Genomic DNA, 18,071 nt, shown 5'->3' with positions numbered 1-18,071 from the left:
TCGGCTTGCATCTGATCGTCTATGTCGTGACAGAGGCCGTACCACTGCACGATCAGGCCAGCGTGATCGCGCATCGGCTCTGCCCGGCTCGACATCCAGTGATAGACGCCATCGGCGCGGCGCAAGCGATACCTCATGGAGAAGCGCTCGCCGGTGGCGAGGCAGTGACTGAGCGTATCGCCGAATGCTGCTGCGTCGTCCGGATGGACGCCGGCCTTTATCATCGCCGCCAGCCGGCTGATGCCCGGTTTGTCCAAATCCGTTACGTCCAGGCCGAGAAAGTCGACCATGCGCTTGTTGAAAAAGGTCGGATCGCCATCGGGCCTCAGGCGCCAAACGTGGCTCGGAACCATGTCGACAAGCTGCGAGAGCTCCCGCTCCCGGTCGCCCAATGCCTCAAGGCTTTCACGCAAGGTGAGCACCGCTGCCTGATGCTGCCGGGATATGGCGGCCACGACGAGCGCCGAAAATGCCGAGATGGCCAGAAAAAGCTGCAGCATGATCTGGTTGTGCTTCTGGGACTCAGGATCGCCGGCAAATTGGCTGGCGCCGGATATCGTGAATACCGCCGTGATCAGAGCGAGGACGGTCAATGCTACGGCGGCGCCTCTGAACTCAAAGCGCACCGCGGCCCAAAGAAGAGGCGGCATGATGATGTAGGCGAAGGGCAGATAGCCGCTCAAGGAAAGGGCGGCGATACCAAGAAAGATCAGCCCCAGGACGCAAGCTTCCATCCACCGCGCTGCCGAGAGCTGCGCCTTGCCGCGCCAGTTCTGGAATACGACCAGCGCCAGTGGCGCTACGATCAGGACTCCCGTCGCGTCTCCGATCCACCACAGCGGCCAAGCCGTCGCAAAGGTTTGCGATTGTATGCCAAACCACGCAAGCGCCGCACTTCCCACCGTCGCGCTTGCGACTGGCGCAATTCCAGCGGCCAGTACGACGAATGCGAGAACGTCGCGCAAGGTTTCCAGCCGAACGGGGCGCTTGCAGGTCTGGTTCACGAGCCATGCGCCGGCCACCGCTTCAAGAGCGTTGCCGGCAAAGATCAAGAAAGCCGCGGGCTGAAATTGCTGAACAGTTCTGCCAGACAGGCCCCCAGCACCCACCACGGCCAGCTATACCTGGAGGCGAAGACAAGCGTAGCGATGAACAGCCCGCTCGGAGGCCAAATGGAAATCCCTGTTCCAGGTATGATTGCGAGCGACTGGGCGAATCCGCAGCCCAGGACATAAGCCGTAATAAAAAGCCCCAGATGCAAGAGTTGGGGACGGTGCGACCAGACGCGCGACAACCTGCCTCTTTCAAGATCGCTGATCATGTTGCCGCGAATCAGGCCCGGTTCATTCGTCGCGAAAGGTCGGCCACTTCCCGGTCCGGATCGGTCCAAGTCATGCGTTAACGCGCGCGTTGCGTTGGAATCGGTCTCGCCAAATGAGTTGGGCGCTGTCGTCATCGGGTGCCCCTGACGGACAAACAAAATCTGGAGATTGTCGGCGCTTCGTGTAGCACTTGCTCTTGATAGCTGGACTGGGCTGACGGACTCACGTCGCCACCCTAGTCCCGCCACGCCCCAACCGCACCTCATGGAAATCCATGCATTGCACGGGGCGGCGGCGCCCCTTCACCGAGAGCCGAAAAAACCAAGCGCTTACTGAGCGCCGCCAGTTATTGCGCAGCTTTCGCTTCAACCGGGAGGGTGAAGATGAATGTCGCCCCACGCGGCACGCTATTCTCCGCCCAAAGGCGTCCGCCGTGAGACTCGACGATCGAACGGGAGATCGCGAGCCCCATGCCCATTCCGTTCCCTTTCGTCGTAAAGAACGACTCGAATATCTTGTCAGGATGTTCGACTCCTGGGCCGCGGTCGCTGACATCGATCTGGATTTTGTCCTCTATCCGGCGCACGCGTATCCCAAGAACCTTGTCGCCAGCAATGGCGTCCATCGCCTCCACGCCGTTGCGGATGAGATTGACCAAGACCTGCTGGATCTGGACGCGATCGAACGCGACGAGCGGAAGGTTGCTTTCGATGTCGACATCCATGCGCACGCGACGCCGCATGGCTTCCTCGGCCATGAGGTCACGCGCTTCGGCAATGACACTTGGGATCGGCATGCTGGTTCTCATTTCAAGGGATGGCCTGAACAAGGCACGGATGCGGCTGACGACATCCGCCGCCGAGTTAGCGTCCCGAATGATGCGCCCGGCCGTGATCTTCGCGCGCTCGACGTTCGGAGGCTCGGCGGACAGCCACCGGTGGCATGCGTTGGAGTTGGCGACGATTGCGGCCAGCGGCTGGTTCACCTCATGCGCGATGGAAGCAGAGAGTTCCGCAAGGCTCGCCGCCTGGCTCGCACGCGCAAGTCTCTCTTGCGCCAGACGCAGTTCCTCCTGCGCCCGAACCTCATTTTCGATGTCCAGGCAGATGACATTCCACTGCACAATGGCACCCTCGGCGTTGCGCATCGGCGCCGCGCGCGTGTCGACCCAGAGATATTCGCCATCGAAGCGCCGCAGACGGTGCTTCCGCGAGTATGGCTCGCCGGTGGACAATGAATGGGCGTACTGCTCCTTGACTCCCGCGACGTCGTCGGGATGAACGCCGGCGTCGAGTGTGCCGGCCAGCCGGGACTTTCCCGTGTCGTCCAATTCTTCAAGGTCGTAGCCGAGGAATTCGCGGAGCTGCTGGCTGCGATATATCGGCTCACCATCCGGCGCGGCGCAATCGATCATTGCCGGCAGCGTTTCAACGAGCTGCCAGAGCGAGCGCTCCCTTTCTCGCAGCGCTTCCTGAGAAATTACAAAATCGTGGATGTCGACATTGGCGCCGTACCACCGGATTGTGCGACCGCTCTCATCGCGAAGCGGATCCGCGCGTCCCTCAGTCCAGCGGTATGCACCGTCCCATCGACGGTTACGAAACTTCAGCTCGAACGGTTCACCCGTGCTGAAGGAATGGGTTAGAGCTCCCAGCAATACGGCCCTGTCCTCCGGATGGACGATGGTTTCAATGGCGCTCGGCAATCCTGGAGCATCAAAATCTTCCAGCTTCAGGCCGAGATAGTCCACCATAGTTTTGTTAATGTATGCTGGCTCGCCGCCTGGCGTTACGCACCAGATCTGCATTGGCACTGTATCTATGAGCTGCTGAAGCTGCCGCTCGCTGCGTCGCAGCGCTTCTTCGACGCGCAGCTGATCATCGACGTCGTGTGAGAGGCCGTACCACTGGACGATGCGGGCGCTCTCATCCCGCAGTGGCTCCGCGCTGCCTTCCACCCAGCGGTAGACGCCATCCGCACGCCGCAGGCGATACTTCTTGGAGAAGCGCTCGCCGGTGACGAGGGAATGGTTGAGCGCTTCCCTAAGGCTGTCCGCATCATCGGGATGGACGGCGGCTTTTATGACGGCTGTCAGCCGGCTCATGCCCTGCTTGTCTGTGTCTGCTATGTCCATGCCGAGAAAATTTATCAGGCGCTTATTGAAGAAGGTCGGCTCGCCCTCTGGGCTCAACCGCCAGAGCAGGCTGGGAACCATATCCACGAGTTGCGAGAGCTCCCGCTCCCGATCGCGCAGCGCTTCCTGTGCGCGCATCTCATCGTCGATGTCGATGGAAACTACGTACCATTGCACAATCGCTTCGCTTTGATCTCGCAGCGGTTCCCCGCGACCATCAACCCAGCGATACGCACCGTCCGCACGACGCATACGATACTTCAAGGAGAAGGGGTCGCCGGTGGCGAAGGAGTGGCGGGCCGTCTCCAGCAAGTTAGCTGCATCATCGGGATGGACGAGGGTCCCTATGACTGCAGCCAGCCGGCTCATGCCCGGCTTGTCCAAAGCCGCTACGTCGTCCAGACCGAAAAAGTCCAGCAAGCGCTTGTTGAAGAAGGTCGGCTCGCCGTCCGGCGTCAGACGCCTGATCTGGACCGGGACCATGTTCACGAGTTGCGAGAGCTCGCGCTCCCGATCGCGCAACGCCTCTTGCGCGCGCACCTCATCATCGATGTCGAGACAGAGGCCATACCATTGGACGATGCGTCCGTCCTGATCCCGTATCGGGTCCGCCCGGCTCGACATCCAGTGATAGACGCCGTCGGCGCGGCGCAGGCGATGTCTCATAGAGAAGGGCTCGCCGGTGGCGAGGCAATGGTGGAGCGCGTTTCGGAACGCTGCTGCGTCGTCTGGATGGATTGTCTCTATGACCACCTCCAGCCGACTCATCCCCGGCTTGTCCGCATCCGTTACGTTCAGGCCGAGGAAATCGACCATGCGCTTGTTGAAGAAAATCGGCTCGCCGTCCGGAGCCAGCCGCCAGATGTGGCTCGGAACCATGTCCACGAGCTGTGAGAGCTCACGCTCCCGATAGCGCAACGCCGCCACGGTTTTCTTGTAAACGTCGATGTCAAGCGCGATGCCAAACCATCCCGTGATACGACTTTGACTGTCGCGCACTGGTCGTGCCGCGGTTCGAGCCCAGACATAGATGCCGGTCGCGCGCCGAAAGCGAAACTCGACATTAAAATGATCGCCGCTCTCCAGGCAGTGACGCCATGCGGCGGCGATCTGGTCATAGTCATCCGGATGAAGCAACCGCTTCCAGCCGGTATGACCCTCCTTCAACGAAGCATTCAGATCCTCCAGCGTCACCCCGAGGGAATTCTGGGCAAACGGGTGCAGGTAGATCCACCTACCGGCCGCATCGAATGCCCATCCGTTGCCGAATATGCTCTCGACGACCCTCGCCGACCGGATTGCTTCGGCTTCGTTTTCGCCCGACCGGTCTGACGCTGTCGTAGTTGGCCGAGGCTCCCTGTCTGTCACCAGATCGTCGATATCGACACTTACACTGTACCCCGGCTCTGAGCGGGTTTCGGTCCAACGATAGTTACCGTCGGCCTGGAGTTGCCGATGTCTTGTGACTTGTGGGACGCCCGTCCAGAAGGCGCGCGCGGCCGCATGAGCCGCCGCAGCCCGGTCGTCCGGATGAATAACCCTCAGCGAATGCGGTACGTCGGGCGCGGCTTTTTCCTCAAGCGCAGCATTGGCGACATCCGCGAATCGCTTACTGACGACGGACGGAACATCGCCGTCGATCACTGCACCGTACCATGCATGGATACGACCTTGGCTGTCGCGCAATGGCTGTCCCGAACTTCGCCCCCAACCGTAAGCACCACTCGGGCGCAAAATGCGGTGCTCGACATTGTAATGCTCACCTGATTGCAGACAGCGACGCCATGTGGCGACGGCGCCGTCATAATCGTCTGGATGGATTATCCGCTTCCAACCGGAACGGCCCTCTTCCGAAGGCGAATTGAGTTCCTCCAACGTCATGCCAAGAAGCGAAAGCGCCGCCGGAGTCACGTAGGTGAATTTGCCGGCGGCGTCGGTCGCCCATGCGTTACCGACCACGTTTTCGATGATCCGCGCCGCTCGCAATGCTTCGGAGTCGGTTTCGTCAAATGAGTTGGACGCTGCTGTCATGGGCTACTCCTGCCGCACAAAGGAACTGTCAGCGCTTCGTATAGCACTTGTTCCCTATCTGGACAGGCGAACTCACGGCCCCAAGTCTAATACCGCCATGCCCCCGCGTCTCATGGACATCCGTGTATTACACGGAATGTGGGTGCTGCGGCCGCCTTTACGGAAGCTGGAAAAGGCCGGATTCTCCTGCGCGCGTAACGATCGCCTCGTGCAAGGAGCGACTGGAATGACGCATCAAAGAGTGGCAGCGCCACTCACCGCTGGAAAGCGCGCGCCGGACAGGTAAGACCCTCGCCTGCCTCTCCGTTGGCTGCAGAGCGAAACCGGAAAAACCCCTGCATTCGTCATCCCTATCTCGTCCAGTTGACACGGCTCATGAGATAATCTGGAAGCCTCTCCCGACCAATACATCTGTTCCAAAGTATAGGGCGTGGACGCGGTTTTAGTTCTGCGGAGCGGCTTGGCGGCCGAGCAATTGTTTGGCGACAATGAGACAGGGCGCAGCGACCGCGAACAGCAGGACGAGTGCGAAGAAAGCTTCGTCGAACGAGATCGTGGCGACCTGCTTCTCAAGCGCGCGCTGCAGCAGCGGCAGCGCGGCCTTGGTCGCCGCACTGCTGTCGACACTGTTCGCCAAAGCGTTCGCAGTGGCTCTCAAGCGCTGGTCTACGGCTGGATCGCCATTGACGAGGTGGGACGCCAGTATCGTCCGATTGTGGACATTCTGGTGATCAATATACGTTTGCAAGAGGGCTGTGCCGGTCAGACCGCCCACCTGCTTGCCGAAGTTGAACAGCCCGATGCCGAACGGCAGCGCATTGGCGGCAAGGCCCTGCAGCGTAACCAGTGTCAATGCCACGAACAGAAGGCCGAGGCCGAATCCTCGCAGCAGCAGAGCAAGGGTCAGGTCCGGTGATCCGCTACCGCTCGTCGAAGCGGACAGCAGCCACATGGCGCCTGCGAAGAGCAGAATGCCAAATGGCGCAAGCGTGATCGGGCGCATCCCGGTCCTTTGGATGACGAAGCCGGACAACAGAAGTCCAAGCGCGAGCATGGCTCCGCTGGGCAGCAGAAGCACTCCTGCGCCCGTGGCGGTAAAATCGAGCACGTTGAGGGCAAAAGCCGGAATGAGATAGGCGCTGCCTGAAAGGGCAGAGCCGGCGACGAAGCTGACGAGAAGGCCAAAGCGAAAGTCCGGATTGCCAAGGGGCGAGATGGCCAGCAGTGAGCCTTCTGAACGAAAGCGGGTCTCCCAGACGGCCAGGAGGCCGGCAGCCGTCACACCGGTTGCGGCAAGGAAGGTGATGTCGGTGTCGTCGAACCAGTTGAACCTGCTGCCTTGCAGCAGGACGTAGGTCAAAAGCGCGGCGCTGATGCCGAGCAACAATATCTCGACGGCAGGAAACCTGGTTTTCCGCCAAAAGGCCTGATCGCCGTCCGCCGCCAACAGGACAAGGGAGACGATGCCGAGCGGAATGATGCTCAGGAATATCCACTCCCAGGTCAGATGATCGACAAGCCAGCCCTGCAGGGCCGGCGTGACGGTTGTCGGAGCCATGACGGCGCCTACGGCAAAAACCGCCTGAACGACCGGCTGATGCCGGTGCGGGAACCGAAAGAACAGCAGTGTCTGGCCGGCGACGAGAACTGTGCCGCCAGCCAGCCCTTGGACAATGCGGCAGATGCAAATCCAGGTGAGGTCCACCGACAACGTCAAGGCCGCGGATGCCAGCAGAAGGGCGACAACCCCCGCGCGCAGGCAGGCGGTCGGCCTGGCTGCCGTCACAAGAAGCGGAGCGACAAGGAACGCCGTCAGCTTGGCCGCGATGAAAACAACGTCGATCATCGCCAGTTCGTCCAAGGTTGCGTAGGTGTCGCCGAGCATGTCGATCCGGCCGATGGACAGTGCAGTGGATGCGACCGCGTCCATGAAGGCGGCCAGCACAACGCCGGTTGCTATCAAGGAAGCGCGCAGGGTGCCGGGATGGCACTGCACAGCCGCCGTTTCGGCGAGGTGCATCATTGTGCTGAGCGCCCGTCCGCTGTCCCGCCTGTCTGCATTTCCTGCGCTACTGCCGGAGCATCCTTGGTGCCGACGGTGATGGCAACACGAGCCGAGAGTCCCGGAACCAGGCGGCCGGGCAACGGATTGCGCGTCATCCTGATCTTGACCGGCACGCGTTGGACGACGCGGATGAAGTTGCCGGTGGCATTGTCCGGCGGCAGCAGGCTGAATGCCGCGCCGCTGCCCGGAGCGAAGCTGTCGACAAGGCCGTCGATTTGCAGATCTGGATATTCGTCAACCATGACACGGACCTGTTGGCCGATCTCAACCTGCTTCAGCTGTGTTTCCTTGAAGTTGGCGACGATCCAGACATCGTTAACCGGAACGATGTCCAGGGCTGCTGTCCCTGGGTTGACATAGCGGCCGACACGGATCTGGCGATTGCCGACGATGCCGTCGACCGGGGCCCTCACGACGGTGTTGGCCAGGTCGAGCAGTGCCAGGTCGAGCGCTGCCTGTGCCTGCGACAGGGCTGCCTGCGCACCGGACAATTGTGCATCCAGGACACCGAGCTTCAACTTTTGAGCCAGCAGATTGGCCTCTGCACCATCCAGCGATGCCTTTGCCTTGTCATGGCCGGCCTGCGCATCCTGCAGCTTCTGATCGCTTGCGGTCCCGTTCTTCTGCAGCGTGACGTAGCGGTTCAGGTTGGCGCGGGCGAATTGCAGGTCGGCTGCGGCAGATTGCTCCTGCGCCTCAGCCTGCGCGATCAATGCGTCCTGCAGTTCACGAGTTGCCTTGATGTTGGCGATTTCCGCCTGCCGGGCGGCGACGTTGGCTTTCGCCTGCTCCGCCTTGGCTTTGTAGTCGCTGTCGTCGATGCGAAACAGGACAGCACCCTTTGACACACTGGCATTGTCGTCTATGTCGACTTTGACGACGTAACCGGCGAGCTTCGGAGCGATGCTGGTAATGTCTCCGCGGAGATAGGCGTTATCGGTCGTTTCCTCGAACCGGCCCCTTGTGAACCACTGCCAGCTCCAAATAGCTGCCATTGGAATCACCATGAGGGCAACGATGGCGATTGCGATCTTGCGGGCTCGGCTCATGATTGCCTCGACATCCGGTCGATGCGCTCGCTGTCGAAGGAGGTATCCGCCTCCCGAAGAGCGAGATATTCGGCGAGGCTGGAAGCCCACGGTGCGCAGTACAGTTTCACGAGAACGTCTCCGTCGAGCTGCGGTTCTGCAACAAAGCAGAACTGCAGAACGATCGCGGATTTCACGGCCTCGCCGCTATCACGCGGACGAACATCCCATCTGCCCTGATCAGTGGTTCGTACTGAACCTCAGCACAGGTCGTATTATCAGTCAGCCGGATTCCTCAGGCGCGCGAACGTGCCGGCGCGAACCTTCGCATTGCCGAAGACCGTGGCAGCAATGATCGCAGAGAGCGCCCTCTTGAAGAGTTCGGTTGTCTTAATGTTCCCCTGTTTTGACAAGCGCGCAACACGCATTCGCTGTGCGGCAGTTGCGACGGTTCATGAAAGCAACCCGCTATCTTGCCGCCGGCTAATGCGGTGCGACACGCAGCCCGGCAGAATCGAAGAGATGCATGCGCTCCGGCGGCAGAGCGAGGTTGATCGGCGGCCCTTGCGTTTCAACGCCCTGCTGCTTGAGAACGGCGATCAGTTTGCTGTCGCCGGCAATGGTGGCGTGGACAACGGTTTCCGGTCCCAACGCCTCGGCCAGCGTTACCCGCGCTTCCACCGATCCCTTGCTGCCATTCGAAAGTTGGATGTCGTGTGGCCGGATGCCAAGCGTCGCGTCGTCCCCCGGTTTCAGCGCGACCCCGTCGGCGGCAACCGAGGCCGACAGCCCGCCCGGACCTTCGACACGCACCTCACCAGCGCTTGCCGAACGCACCTTTACCGGCAGCAGGTTCATCCGCGGCGCGCCGATGAAGCCGGCGACGAACAGGTTGGCCGGCGCGTTGTAGAGATCGAGCGGCCGGCCGACCTGTTCGATCCGCCCCGAGCGCATGACCACGATGCGGTCCGCCAGGGTCATCGCCTCGATCTGGTCATGGGTGACGTAGATCATCGTGGTTGCCAGCCGCCGGTGCAGGCCCGCCAGTTCAGCGCGCATGGTGATGCGCAGTTCGGCATCGAGGTTGGACAGCGGTTCATCGAGCAGAAAGGCGGTCGGATTGCGCACCACCGCACGGCCGATCGCCACGCGCTGCTTCTGGCCGCCCGACAATTGACCGGGCCGGCGGTCGAGATAGGGAGCAATTTCCAGCATGCGCGTCGCTTCCGTGATCCGCGCGTCGATCTCGGCCTTCGGCATACGAATGTTTTCAAGCCCGAAGGCGAGGTTCTGGCGCACGCTCATGTGCGGGTAGAGCGCGTAAGACTGGAACACCATCGCCAGACCGCGCTGTGCGGCCGAAACGTTGGTGACGTCGACCCCGTCGATCTCGATCTTGCCGTCGGTCGGCCGATCGAGCCCGGCAATCAGCCGCAGCAGCGTGGACTTGCCGCAACCCGACGGGCCGACGAGGACCAGCATCTCGCCGTCACCGACGTCGAGATTGATGCCGTGCAAGATCTTCATCTTGCCGTAAGCGCGATCGATGTTGGTCAGCGTTATCCGTCCCATGACATCCTCACTTCAGCCCGGTGCCGGCAATGCCGGAAGTGATGTAACGCTGCAGGAAGACGAAGACGAGGACGACGGGGATCATCGTCACGACTGTCATCGCCAGGATGTAGTGCCACTGCACGTTTAGCTGGCCGGCATAGGTGTTGAGGCCGACCTGGAGTGTGTAGAGTTCCTTGCGCGACAGCACCACCAGCGGCCACAGAAAGTCGTTCCAGCGCCAGACGACGGAGAAGATCGCCAGCACGGCGAGCGCCGGTGCTGCAAGCGGCAATACGATGCGCCAGTAGATCTGCCATTCGGAAGCGTTGTCCATGCGCGCCGCATCGAGCAGCTCGTCGGGAATGGTCAGCATATATTGACGCAGCAGAAAGACGCCGGTCGGCGTCGCCACGGTCGGCAAGATCACGCCCCATAGCGAATCGAGCAGCCCGACGGCGCCCACCACCGAATAGAGCGGCACCAGGATGACCGACAGCGGCACCATCAGCGTACCGACGATCACAAGCATCGTCAGATCGCGGCCGCGGAACTTGTATTTCGACAAGGCGAAGGCGGCCATCGAATTGGTGAGCAGCGTGATCAGCGTCGCCATTGCCGTCACAAAAACCGAATTGCGCAGATAGCGCAGGAAGTCGAAATGGACGAAGGGCTCGGTGTAGTTCTCCGTCGCGAAGCCGATTTCGCGCACCGGCTGCCGGTCGGCGATGTTGACCTTGACGACATCGTTCGGCGCCTGGGGGTCCACCATCTGCGCCATGATGCCGATGCGCCGCACCTCGGCCAGCACCTTGGTCGAACCATCCGGCAGCTTCACCCTGTAGAGGGCCAGCGGCTTGTCGTAGCCTTCAACCCTCGCCTGTTGGCTGACATAAGGCATTATGGTCGGCGGGAACTCGGCAAGCTGTGCCGGCGTCTTGAATGACGAACCCACCAGCCAGATGGCCGGACCGAACATGACGACAACGCCGCCGAGCAGCCACAGCCAGCTTACGATATCCGTCCAGTGCCAGCCGCGACCGCCGCGCCGACGGGTCAGGAATGTCACGATCCGGCTCATTCGCGGGCTCCTTTCCGCTCACCCCTGCGTCCGACCTGCAGCTGAACCAAGGTGAGCACGACCAGCACCAACGCCATCAGGATCGAAGCCGCCGAAGCCAGCCCCGGATTGCGCAGCAGGGAGGCGAAGCCGATCTCGTAGATGTACTGCGTGATATAGAGGGTCGAGGTTCCCGGCCCTCCACCCGTCAGCACGTAGACTTCGTCGAAGATCTGCACGGCGCGGATCAGCGTCAGTACGATGACGACAAGCAGATTCGGCATCAGCAGCGGCAGCGTGATGCGCCAGAACACCCGCGCCGGCTTCGTGCCGTCCATCTCGGCCGCTTCGTAAAGGTCGCGCGGGATCGCCTGCAATCCGGCAAGCAGGATGAGCGTGTAAAAGCCCATATGCGCCCAGACCGAAACGCTGACGGCGGCGGTGAAAGCCCAGAAACGGTCCGTCAGCCAGTTGTGCGGCTCGCCGCCCAGATCATGGACGATCAGGTTGAGCAGGCCCTGGCGCTGCAGGATCCAACGCCAGATCAGGCCGGTGACGACGGGCGACAGCAGCACCGGAAAGAAGAACACCGCGCGCCAGAAGCTGCGCCCGACGATCTCGCGGTTCAGGATCAGCGCTGTCGCCATCGACACGACCGTCATCAGCGCCACCTGCACGACGACGAACAGGCCGGTATTGTGCACGGCCTTCCAGAAGAGATCCTCGTGGCAAGTGGCAGTGTCCAGGTAGTTGCCGCAATCGAGCAGGCGCCGGTATTGCTCGAGCCCCACATAGGTTCGGTCCTGCAGGAAGTAGGCCGTTCCTGACGTGGCCGAATAGAAAAAGTTGATGATCATCGGCATCAGGACGAAAATGCCGAAGATCGCCATGTTTGGGGCTAGGAAGAACGCGGCCATGCCGCCGGTGCCCGTCGCGCGCTGCCAGAACTTCAGCGGGACGTTGACGATCGATGCCAGCCACACGACCGGCGCCGCGAGGGCGGCGCCAGCCCATGCCTTCAGTGTCGCGGCGGCAGTCACTTCGCCTCGGCAACCTTGTCGGCGATATCCTGGTCGATCCTGCCCCAGGCATCGTCGAGGCTGAGCTCGCCGGCCATCACCTGGCTGACGCGCGTCACCAGCGCGGCGAAGTAAGCGTTGGCCCACTTCCACGGCGGCAGTGCATCGGCCGCCGGCAGGGTTTCACCCGCCGCCTTGACGAATTTGTCGAGCGCCGGACCGACGTTCTTGTCGGCCGAGACCCATTTCAGCCCGCCCTTGTCTACGACGCCCTTGTGCGCGGGCAGAAACAGCGTGCGCTCGCTGAACTCTTTCACCACGTCTTCACGGGCCAGATAATCCATGACCTTGGCGACGTCCTTGGGATTCTTCGTGTATTTGATGGCGACCAGCGCCGCGCCGCCCTTCACGCCCGAACAGCCTGCGGTACCGCAAGGCGAGCCGGTTGCCACCCAATCGAAACTGTCGCCGATCTTGGTCGACAGATTGGCGACCTGCCAGCTGCCCGAATAGTAGAACGGGATCTGGGCGTTGATGAAGTCATCGGCGGCCGCGCGGTAGGTCGAGCCTGCCGCCGACACCCAGGTATCCTTCAGCATTAGGCCCTTGGCGGTCCAGTCGACGAGCTTGCCGACGAACGCCTTGGTGCCGTCGTCCACTTTCGCCGGCATACCATCGGGGCCGACATAGTTCGCTCCAAAGGAGACATTCGGACCCGAAATGCGGTGACCGGAACGGTCGATGGCGAAGGCAGCCGGAAGCTGCTGGCTCTTCGCCACTTCGGCGGCGGCGTTGATCCAGTCGTCCCAGGTCGCCTTGTCGCCGGGCAGCGGCACGCCGGCCTGTTCGAACAGCGTCTTGTTGGCGAAGCCGCCGGTGAGCGTGAGTTGGGTCATGAAACCCGGGATGGCGTTGGAGTCGTCGGGGCGCATCCAGTCCAGCGTGTCAGCGAAATTGTCCTCCCAATATTTCGGATCAGCCACCAGTGGCCTGAGATCGAGCCAGTGCTGGGCAAGCTCCTTGATGTTCGTGACGCGGGCAATGTCCGGGCCCTGGCCGGCTTCGAGCTGGATGGGCAGCTGCTCCTGGATCACCTTGTAGGCGACGTTGTCGAGCGTGACGTGGATGTCGGGATTGTCCTTCATGAAGCGGTTCAGAATGTCCTGGATGACATCGCCTTCGACACCGTCCGAATACCACATGATGCGCACGTCGCCGGCAAACGCGCTGGTCGATGCGAGCAGACTGACCGATAGCGCGGCCAGCAAAGTGCGGGACTTATTCATGCTTTCGTCTCCTCCTTTAGCGGGGCGGCGCCCCGATAGTTCAAGCCGCTACGCCCTCTCCTCTTGAGCGTCGCAGCCGATTTCCTCCCTATTCTCTGTGCTTCATGCGCATCGCCTCACCGCGCACGGTCCAGTTGGTCGGATCGAGTGTGCGTCCCTCAGCCACGATCCTTGCGTCGATCAGGAAATGCACCGTGCCGTACTCCGGATCCTCGACGATCAACTCGCCGTCGGGACCCGACCGCACCGACAGGCCGGAAAAGGCGCCCGCCCAGGCGTCGAGCGCCGGCAGATTGGCATCCCGGTCACCGAGGCGAATGATCCATGTCGTCCTGCGTCCCGCCGCCCGCAACTCGTTGCCGGCCGTCGGGCCGGCCACTACCTGCGTGAGAGGCACATCCGTCTTCAGCATGACGAAGGCGTCGCCGGATTGCGCGAACGCCCGATCGCCACCCATTTGCACGGCATCGAAGGCACGTGCGGGGAACCAGGCGTGCGTGAAGTCGGGCTGTTCATCCGAGCAGGAGAAGCTGACGATGGCGAGGTCGCGGTATTGGTGAAGCCGGGGCAAAGTGCCTGAGCCGCCCCAATATGATGGTCTGCCATATCCCGACTGCAGCACTTCGCCGGGGTGGTTGATCCAGATCTGTGCATCCGGATTCTTGCCCAGCCGGGCGTGAATGACGGTCTCCTGATAACCCCATTGATTCCAGCGATAGCCAGCGGCGCTGCCCATCGCATGGTTGCGCGTCTTGTAGTGGTAGAGCCGCGCGAAGCGGTCTTGTCCCTGCGCAAAAGTCCATTCCCACGCCGTATCGTCGGTGAGGGACGCAATTGCTGCCAACCCGTCCGGAACGCTCAAATCGTGATCCCGCAGGCACAGTGCCAGCTGTGGCAGCGCATGAAAGCGCATGCCGTAATTGCCCTTGCCCCAAAGCATGCGGCAGATGCCGGATAATTCCAGCGAACGCGCGGCGCGCAGCGTGTGCTCGTAGGAGCGGCCCTGCGCCCCGGTGAGGATGCCGCGATGCGCCGAGCGGGCGACGATTTCAAGCAGGCGTATGATTGCCTTGCCGGCACGTTCGGCGATGTCCTTGTCCGGGGCCAGCGCGTAGAGCGCGCACAGGCCCTTGAGGTCGATGGGAAAATAAGGCGCCGAGTTGAACTCGGCCATCTCCCATGCCTCGAAATGATCGAGCCAGGCCCGCACCCGCGCGGCTCCCACCGCGGACTGTTCGCGGCCAAGGCGGCCCGACCGCACGAACCGCACATCAGGCAACAGGCCACCAGCAATATAGGCGGCGGTGTGGAAGAGCAGCGCGTGGTTCTCGGAGAAGTACCACTGCACATCATTGCCGGGCTCGTCCATCCAGTAGCGATAGCCGAGGATGGCGTTGTCGACGCGCGCGCGCAGGCTCACTTCCAGCCGATCGCCAAAGGCCTTGCGGCACCACAGCAGCGGCACCAGGATGAAGTCGGCGCAATCGTGACAATCCTCGATCGCCGGCAGCGTGCCGGAGATCATGGCGTCGGTCTCGGAGCCCTGCTGTCCGATCGCCAGGCGCGCCAGCGCGCGCACCGTATCGGCCTCGGCGTGACCGGCGACCTCGCGCAAGGCCTCATCGATACGCGCGGTAAGCGTTTCCGGCGCATCGCCCTGACGGCGCGCGTGGCATATCTCGACGCCGAAGACACGCGATACGGCATGGTCTGCGACCCTCAGCGTCACCTTGAAATGGCGAAAGTCGGCCGGCAGCTGCTCGGTATCAGCGATCGGCAGCCGCGTCTGGCCCGCCGGCAGTTCGAAGGCGAAGCGCACCGGCGTCTCGATCGACATGAAATCGCCTTCGATCTCGATCTCGACTTGCGCGTCGCGCGGCAGGGCCACGCCGGTGACGAGCGCCACCTCGCCGCCGTCATTGGCGGGACGGTCGAAATGCATGTCGTCGAGGGCTGCTTCCATCGCATCGGCAACGCCGCTCTCGACTTCGATCGGCAGTGCGACCGAAGCAGCCGGACCGGATAGATAATCGAGCTGGAAATAGTAGCGGGCGTCGCGCTCGGCGAGATCGTCGAACCATATCCGGACGTCGTTGCGGCCGGCCTTCAGCGCGATCTTGAAATGCCCGGCACTTTCCAGATTGCGGCCGTAGGGCGCCATCCAGCCGGCTTCCTCGCCATTGGCAAAGAGTATGGCGCCGCCGCATGTGCGCAGCCGCACCATCACCTCGCCACTCGAGGCCGCCTCGATGGTGGTCTCGGCCCAGGTTCCAAGCACCGTTGGCCGAAACCAGAAGCCCGACAGGTCGATGCGCGGCGAGGCGAAGGGCAGCCACAGGCGCTCGGCGCCGAATTCGGCGCTGACCTGTGGTCGCTTGCCGCGGCGTTCCGCTGCGAACTGCGTGCGGCACGGATATTCATGGGGAATGAAATTCTTGTGCTTGGTCAAGAAGAAGAAGGGATCCATCTCGCCTTGCATGGGCTGGTCGGCCACGTCGTAGCGTTGCTCGGCGATAGACCCGAGCCGCCAATAGACTATTGGCTGCCCCGCCGTGAGCGGCCGGCGCAGCGTAAAGTCCGTCCGAACGCTTTGCGCGGCCTCGCTCATCGCAAATCCTTCACGGCAACTGGATCGACATCGGTGTAGGCCTGGTTCTCGCCGGTCATGCCCCAGACGAAAGCATAGGGGCCGGTGCCGGCACCCATATGGATAGACCAGGCGGGCGACAGGACAACGTCACCGTCGGCGACCATCAGGTGGCGCGTCTTGTCTGGCCGGCCCATTAGATGGACCACGCGGTCGGCCTCGGCGAGGTCGAAGTAGCAATAAGCTTCCATGCGCCGCTCATGCAGATGCGGCGGCAGGGTATTCCACACGCTGCCTGGCGCGAGGTCGGTGATCCCCATCAGCAAGAGGCAGGACGGGGCCACTTCGGGATGGATGTACATGCGCAGCGTGCGCCTGTTCGCGCGAGCCTCCTCGCCGAGCACAAGCGGCTTGGCTTCGCTGCTGACGATGAGACGGTGCGCAATATCGGCGCCGGCCGGCACCGAGTTCATGTAGAAGCGTGCCGGCCTCTCCGGATCGTCGCTCTCCAGCGTCACCTCGCGTGCTCCGCGTCCGATATAGACGATGTCGCGGTTAGCCGCGGGAAAGCGCCTGCCGTCCACCGCGACGGCGCCATTGCCGCCGAGATTGGCGATGCCCATCTCGCGCGCGTCAAAGAAGAGCGGGGTGCCGACTTCGGCCCCGTTGCCGAATGTCAGCGGGTTGGCCAGCGGCACCGCGCCACCGACGATCATGCGGTCGACATGGGTGTAGGCGAATTCGATCGCGCCAGGCCGGAACAAGCCGTCGACCAGGAACTCGGCCCTCAACCGGTCCGTGTCCATGCCGGCAATATCGCCCGGCGACGCGCCATAGAGCGTCCGCATCATGCCGCCTCCACCTTCGACTGCAGATGCCGCGCCCCTTCGGTCAGGCACAGAATGGCCAGCGCCTGCCCGTAGCCCGTCGGATGGATCGGTATATCGCGATAGAACTGCAGGTCGGCGCCCATGCGTGTGCCATAGGACACGTTCGCCACCACACCTTTGTCATCGATATTCGCCACCACGGCTTCCAAGGCGCGGAGCCCGGCGGCACGGCACTCTGTCGAGCCAATTCCGAGCCGCGCGGCCTTCATCAACCCGTAGCCGAAACCGGCAGTCGCAGAAATCTCCTCGTAGGACGTCGGGTCGTCGAGCAGAGTATGCCATGCGCCCGAACCTGCCTGCACCTCGAGCAGGGCGTTGATCTGGGTCCCCAGCACGCCGAGCAGATAGGCCCGGACCGAAGGCGCAATTTCGGCGAACTCCACCAGGTCGAGGATACCGACGGTAATCCAGGCATTGCCTCTCGCCCAAAGCGCGCGGGCGAAATTGTGCCGTCCCGCGAACGTCCAGCCGTGGAACCACAGCCCTGATGCCGGGTCGGCGAGATAACGGGCGTGGATCAGGAATTGCCGTTCTGCTTCCTCGACGAAGCGACGCTGGCCGGCAGCCTGGCCATACGATGCGAGGAACAGCGCCACCATGAACAGCGTGTCGTCCCACAATTCGTCGTCGTTGACCCGATCCGAAACATCGTGCTGGAAACCGCCCTCGGGCGTCCGTGGCAAGGCGGTGACTACCTGCTCGGCCCATTCGCGCAGGACCGGCTCGAAGCGCGGCTGGCGCCGGCGCCGCCACAATTCACTTAGCGCCAACAGAGGCGCGGTGGTGTTGACGTTCATCGCCGGGAGACCGGCAGCGATGCGTCGATCGTACCAGGCCTCGATCGTCTGCAGCAGCCGATCGTCACCGGTCTGCGCCCACAGCCGAACCAGCCCGTAGAGCCCGACGCCCTGCGGCCATTCCCAGCTGTCGAAGCTGACATAGTCGCCCGGCGTGCCGTCGAGATTCGGCTCATGGAACCGCCCGTCATGACGCAAGCCGGTCATGCCGGCCACGAGGCTGGCAAGCGCGGAATTCAGGCGTTCGGCCGATAGCGGCATAACTCCTCCCGTTTCTCCCGCTTCATCAGAACTGTTTCAT

General features: G+C 62.4%; 11 protein-coding genes and 1 pseudogene. All 12 read right to left on the bottom strand.

Going from position 1 to position 18,071, the window contains the following annotated elements; all coding sequences use genetic code 11:
- Positions 1–50 precede the first annotated feature (50 nt).
- Positions 51–1,321: pseudogene (locus tag NKJ40_RS31835) on the bottom strand (MASE1 domain-containing protein); the annotation flags it as partial.
- 347 nt (positions 1,322–1,668) lie between these two features.
- Positions 1,669–5,487, bottom strand: coding sequence for a PAS domain-containing protein (locus NKJ40_RS00530; protein ID WP_352463938.1), 3,819 nt, complete (start codon positions 5,485–5,487; stop codon positions 1,669–1,671).
- Positions 5,488–5,929: 442 nt separating this feature from the next.
- Positions 5,930–7,510, bottom strand: coding sequence for an MFS transporter (locus NKJ40_RS00525; protein ID WP_352463937.1), 1,581 nt, complete (start codon positions 7,508–7,510; stop codon positions 5,930–5,932).
- Complete coding sequence (locus NKJ40_RS00520) at positions 7,507–8,601, bottom strand: HlyD family secretion protein (protein ID WP_352463936.1); 1,095 nt, start codon at positions 8,599–8,601, stop codon at positions 7,507–7,509. Before NKJ40_RS00520 ends, NKJ40_RS00525 begins: the two co-directional genes overlap by 4 nt.
- Positions 8,598–8,777 (bottom strand): hypothetical protein, encoded by a 180-nt coding sequence (locus NKJ40_RS00515; RefSeq protein WP_352463935.1) that lies wholly within the window; start codon positions 8,775–8,777, stop codon positions 8,598–8,600. The genes NKJ40_RS00520 and NKJ40_RS00515 overlap by 4 nt, the downstream gene beginning before the upstream one ends.
- A gap of 286 nt (positions 8,778–9,063) precedes the next feature.
- Positions 9,064–10,152, bottom strand: coding sequence for an ABC transporter ATP-binding protein (locus NKJ40_RS00510; RefSeq protein ID WP_352463934.1), 1,089 nt, complete (start codon positions 10,150–10,152; stop codon positions 9,064–9,066).
- Positions 10,153–10,159: 7 nt separating this feature from the next.
- Complete coding sequence (locus NKJ40_RS00505) at positions 10,160–11,212, bottom strand: carbohydrate ABC transporter permease (RefSeq protein WP_352463933.1); 1,053 nt, start codon at positions 11,210–11,212, stop codon at positions 10,160–10,162.
- Complete coding sequence (locus NKJ40_RS00500; protein WP_502903671.1) at positions 11,209–12,231, bottom strand: carbohydrate ABC transporter permease; 1,023 nt, start codon at positions 12,229–12,231, stop codon at positions 11,209–11,211. Before NKJ40_RS00500 ends, NKJ40_RS00505 begins: the two co-directional genes overlap by 4 nt.
- A complete protein-coding gene (locus NKJ40_RS00495) occupies positions 12,228–13,496 on the bottom strand; it encodes an ABC transporter substrate-binding protein (RefSeq protein WP_352463932.1) in 1,269 nt (422 codons plus the stop codon). Before NKJ40_RS00495 ends, NKJ40_RS00500 begins: the two co-directional genes overlap by 4 nt.
- 88 nt (positions 13,497–13,584) lie before the next feature.
- A complete protein-coding gene (locus tag NKJ40_RS00490; RefSeq protein WP_352463931.1) occupies positions 13,585–16,104 on the bottom strand; it encodes a hypothetical protein in 2,520 nt (839 codons plus the stop codon).
- Complete coding sequence (gene kduI / locus NKJ40_RS00485; RefSeq protein ID WP_352463930.1) at positions 16,101–16,934, bottom strand: 5-dehydro-4-deoxy-D-glucuronate isomerase; 834 nt, start codon at positions 16,932–16,934, stop codon at positions 16,101–16,103. The genes NKJ40_RS00490 and kduI overlap by 4 nt, the downstream gene beginning before the upstream one ends.
- A complete protein-coding gene (gene bglB / locus NKJ40_RS00480) occupies positions 16,931–18,031 on the bottom strand; it encodes a beta-galactosidase BglB (RefSeq protein ID WP_352463929.1) in 1,101 nt (366 codons plus the stop codon). The genes kduI and bglB overlap by 4 nt, the downstream gene beginning before the upstream one ends.
- Between the last annotated feature and the right edge of the window lie 40 nt (positions 18,032–18,071).

It is taken from the genome of Mesorhizobium sp. M0119 (genome assembly GCF_040322615.1).
GTDB lineage: Bacteria > Pseudomonadota > Alphaproteobacteria > Rhizobiales > Rhizobiaceae > Mesorhizobium.
The sequence above is the reverse complement of the archived record's forward strand: the minus strand, read 5'-3'. Positions and strand labels throughout refer to the sequence as shown.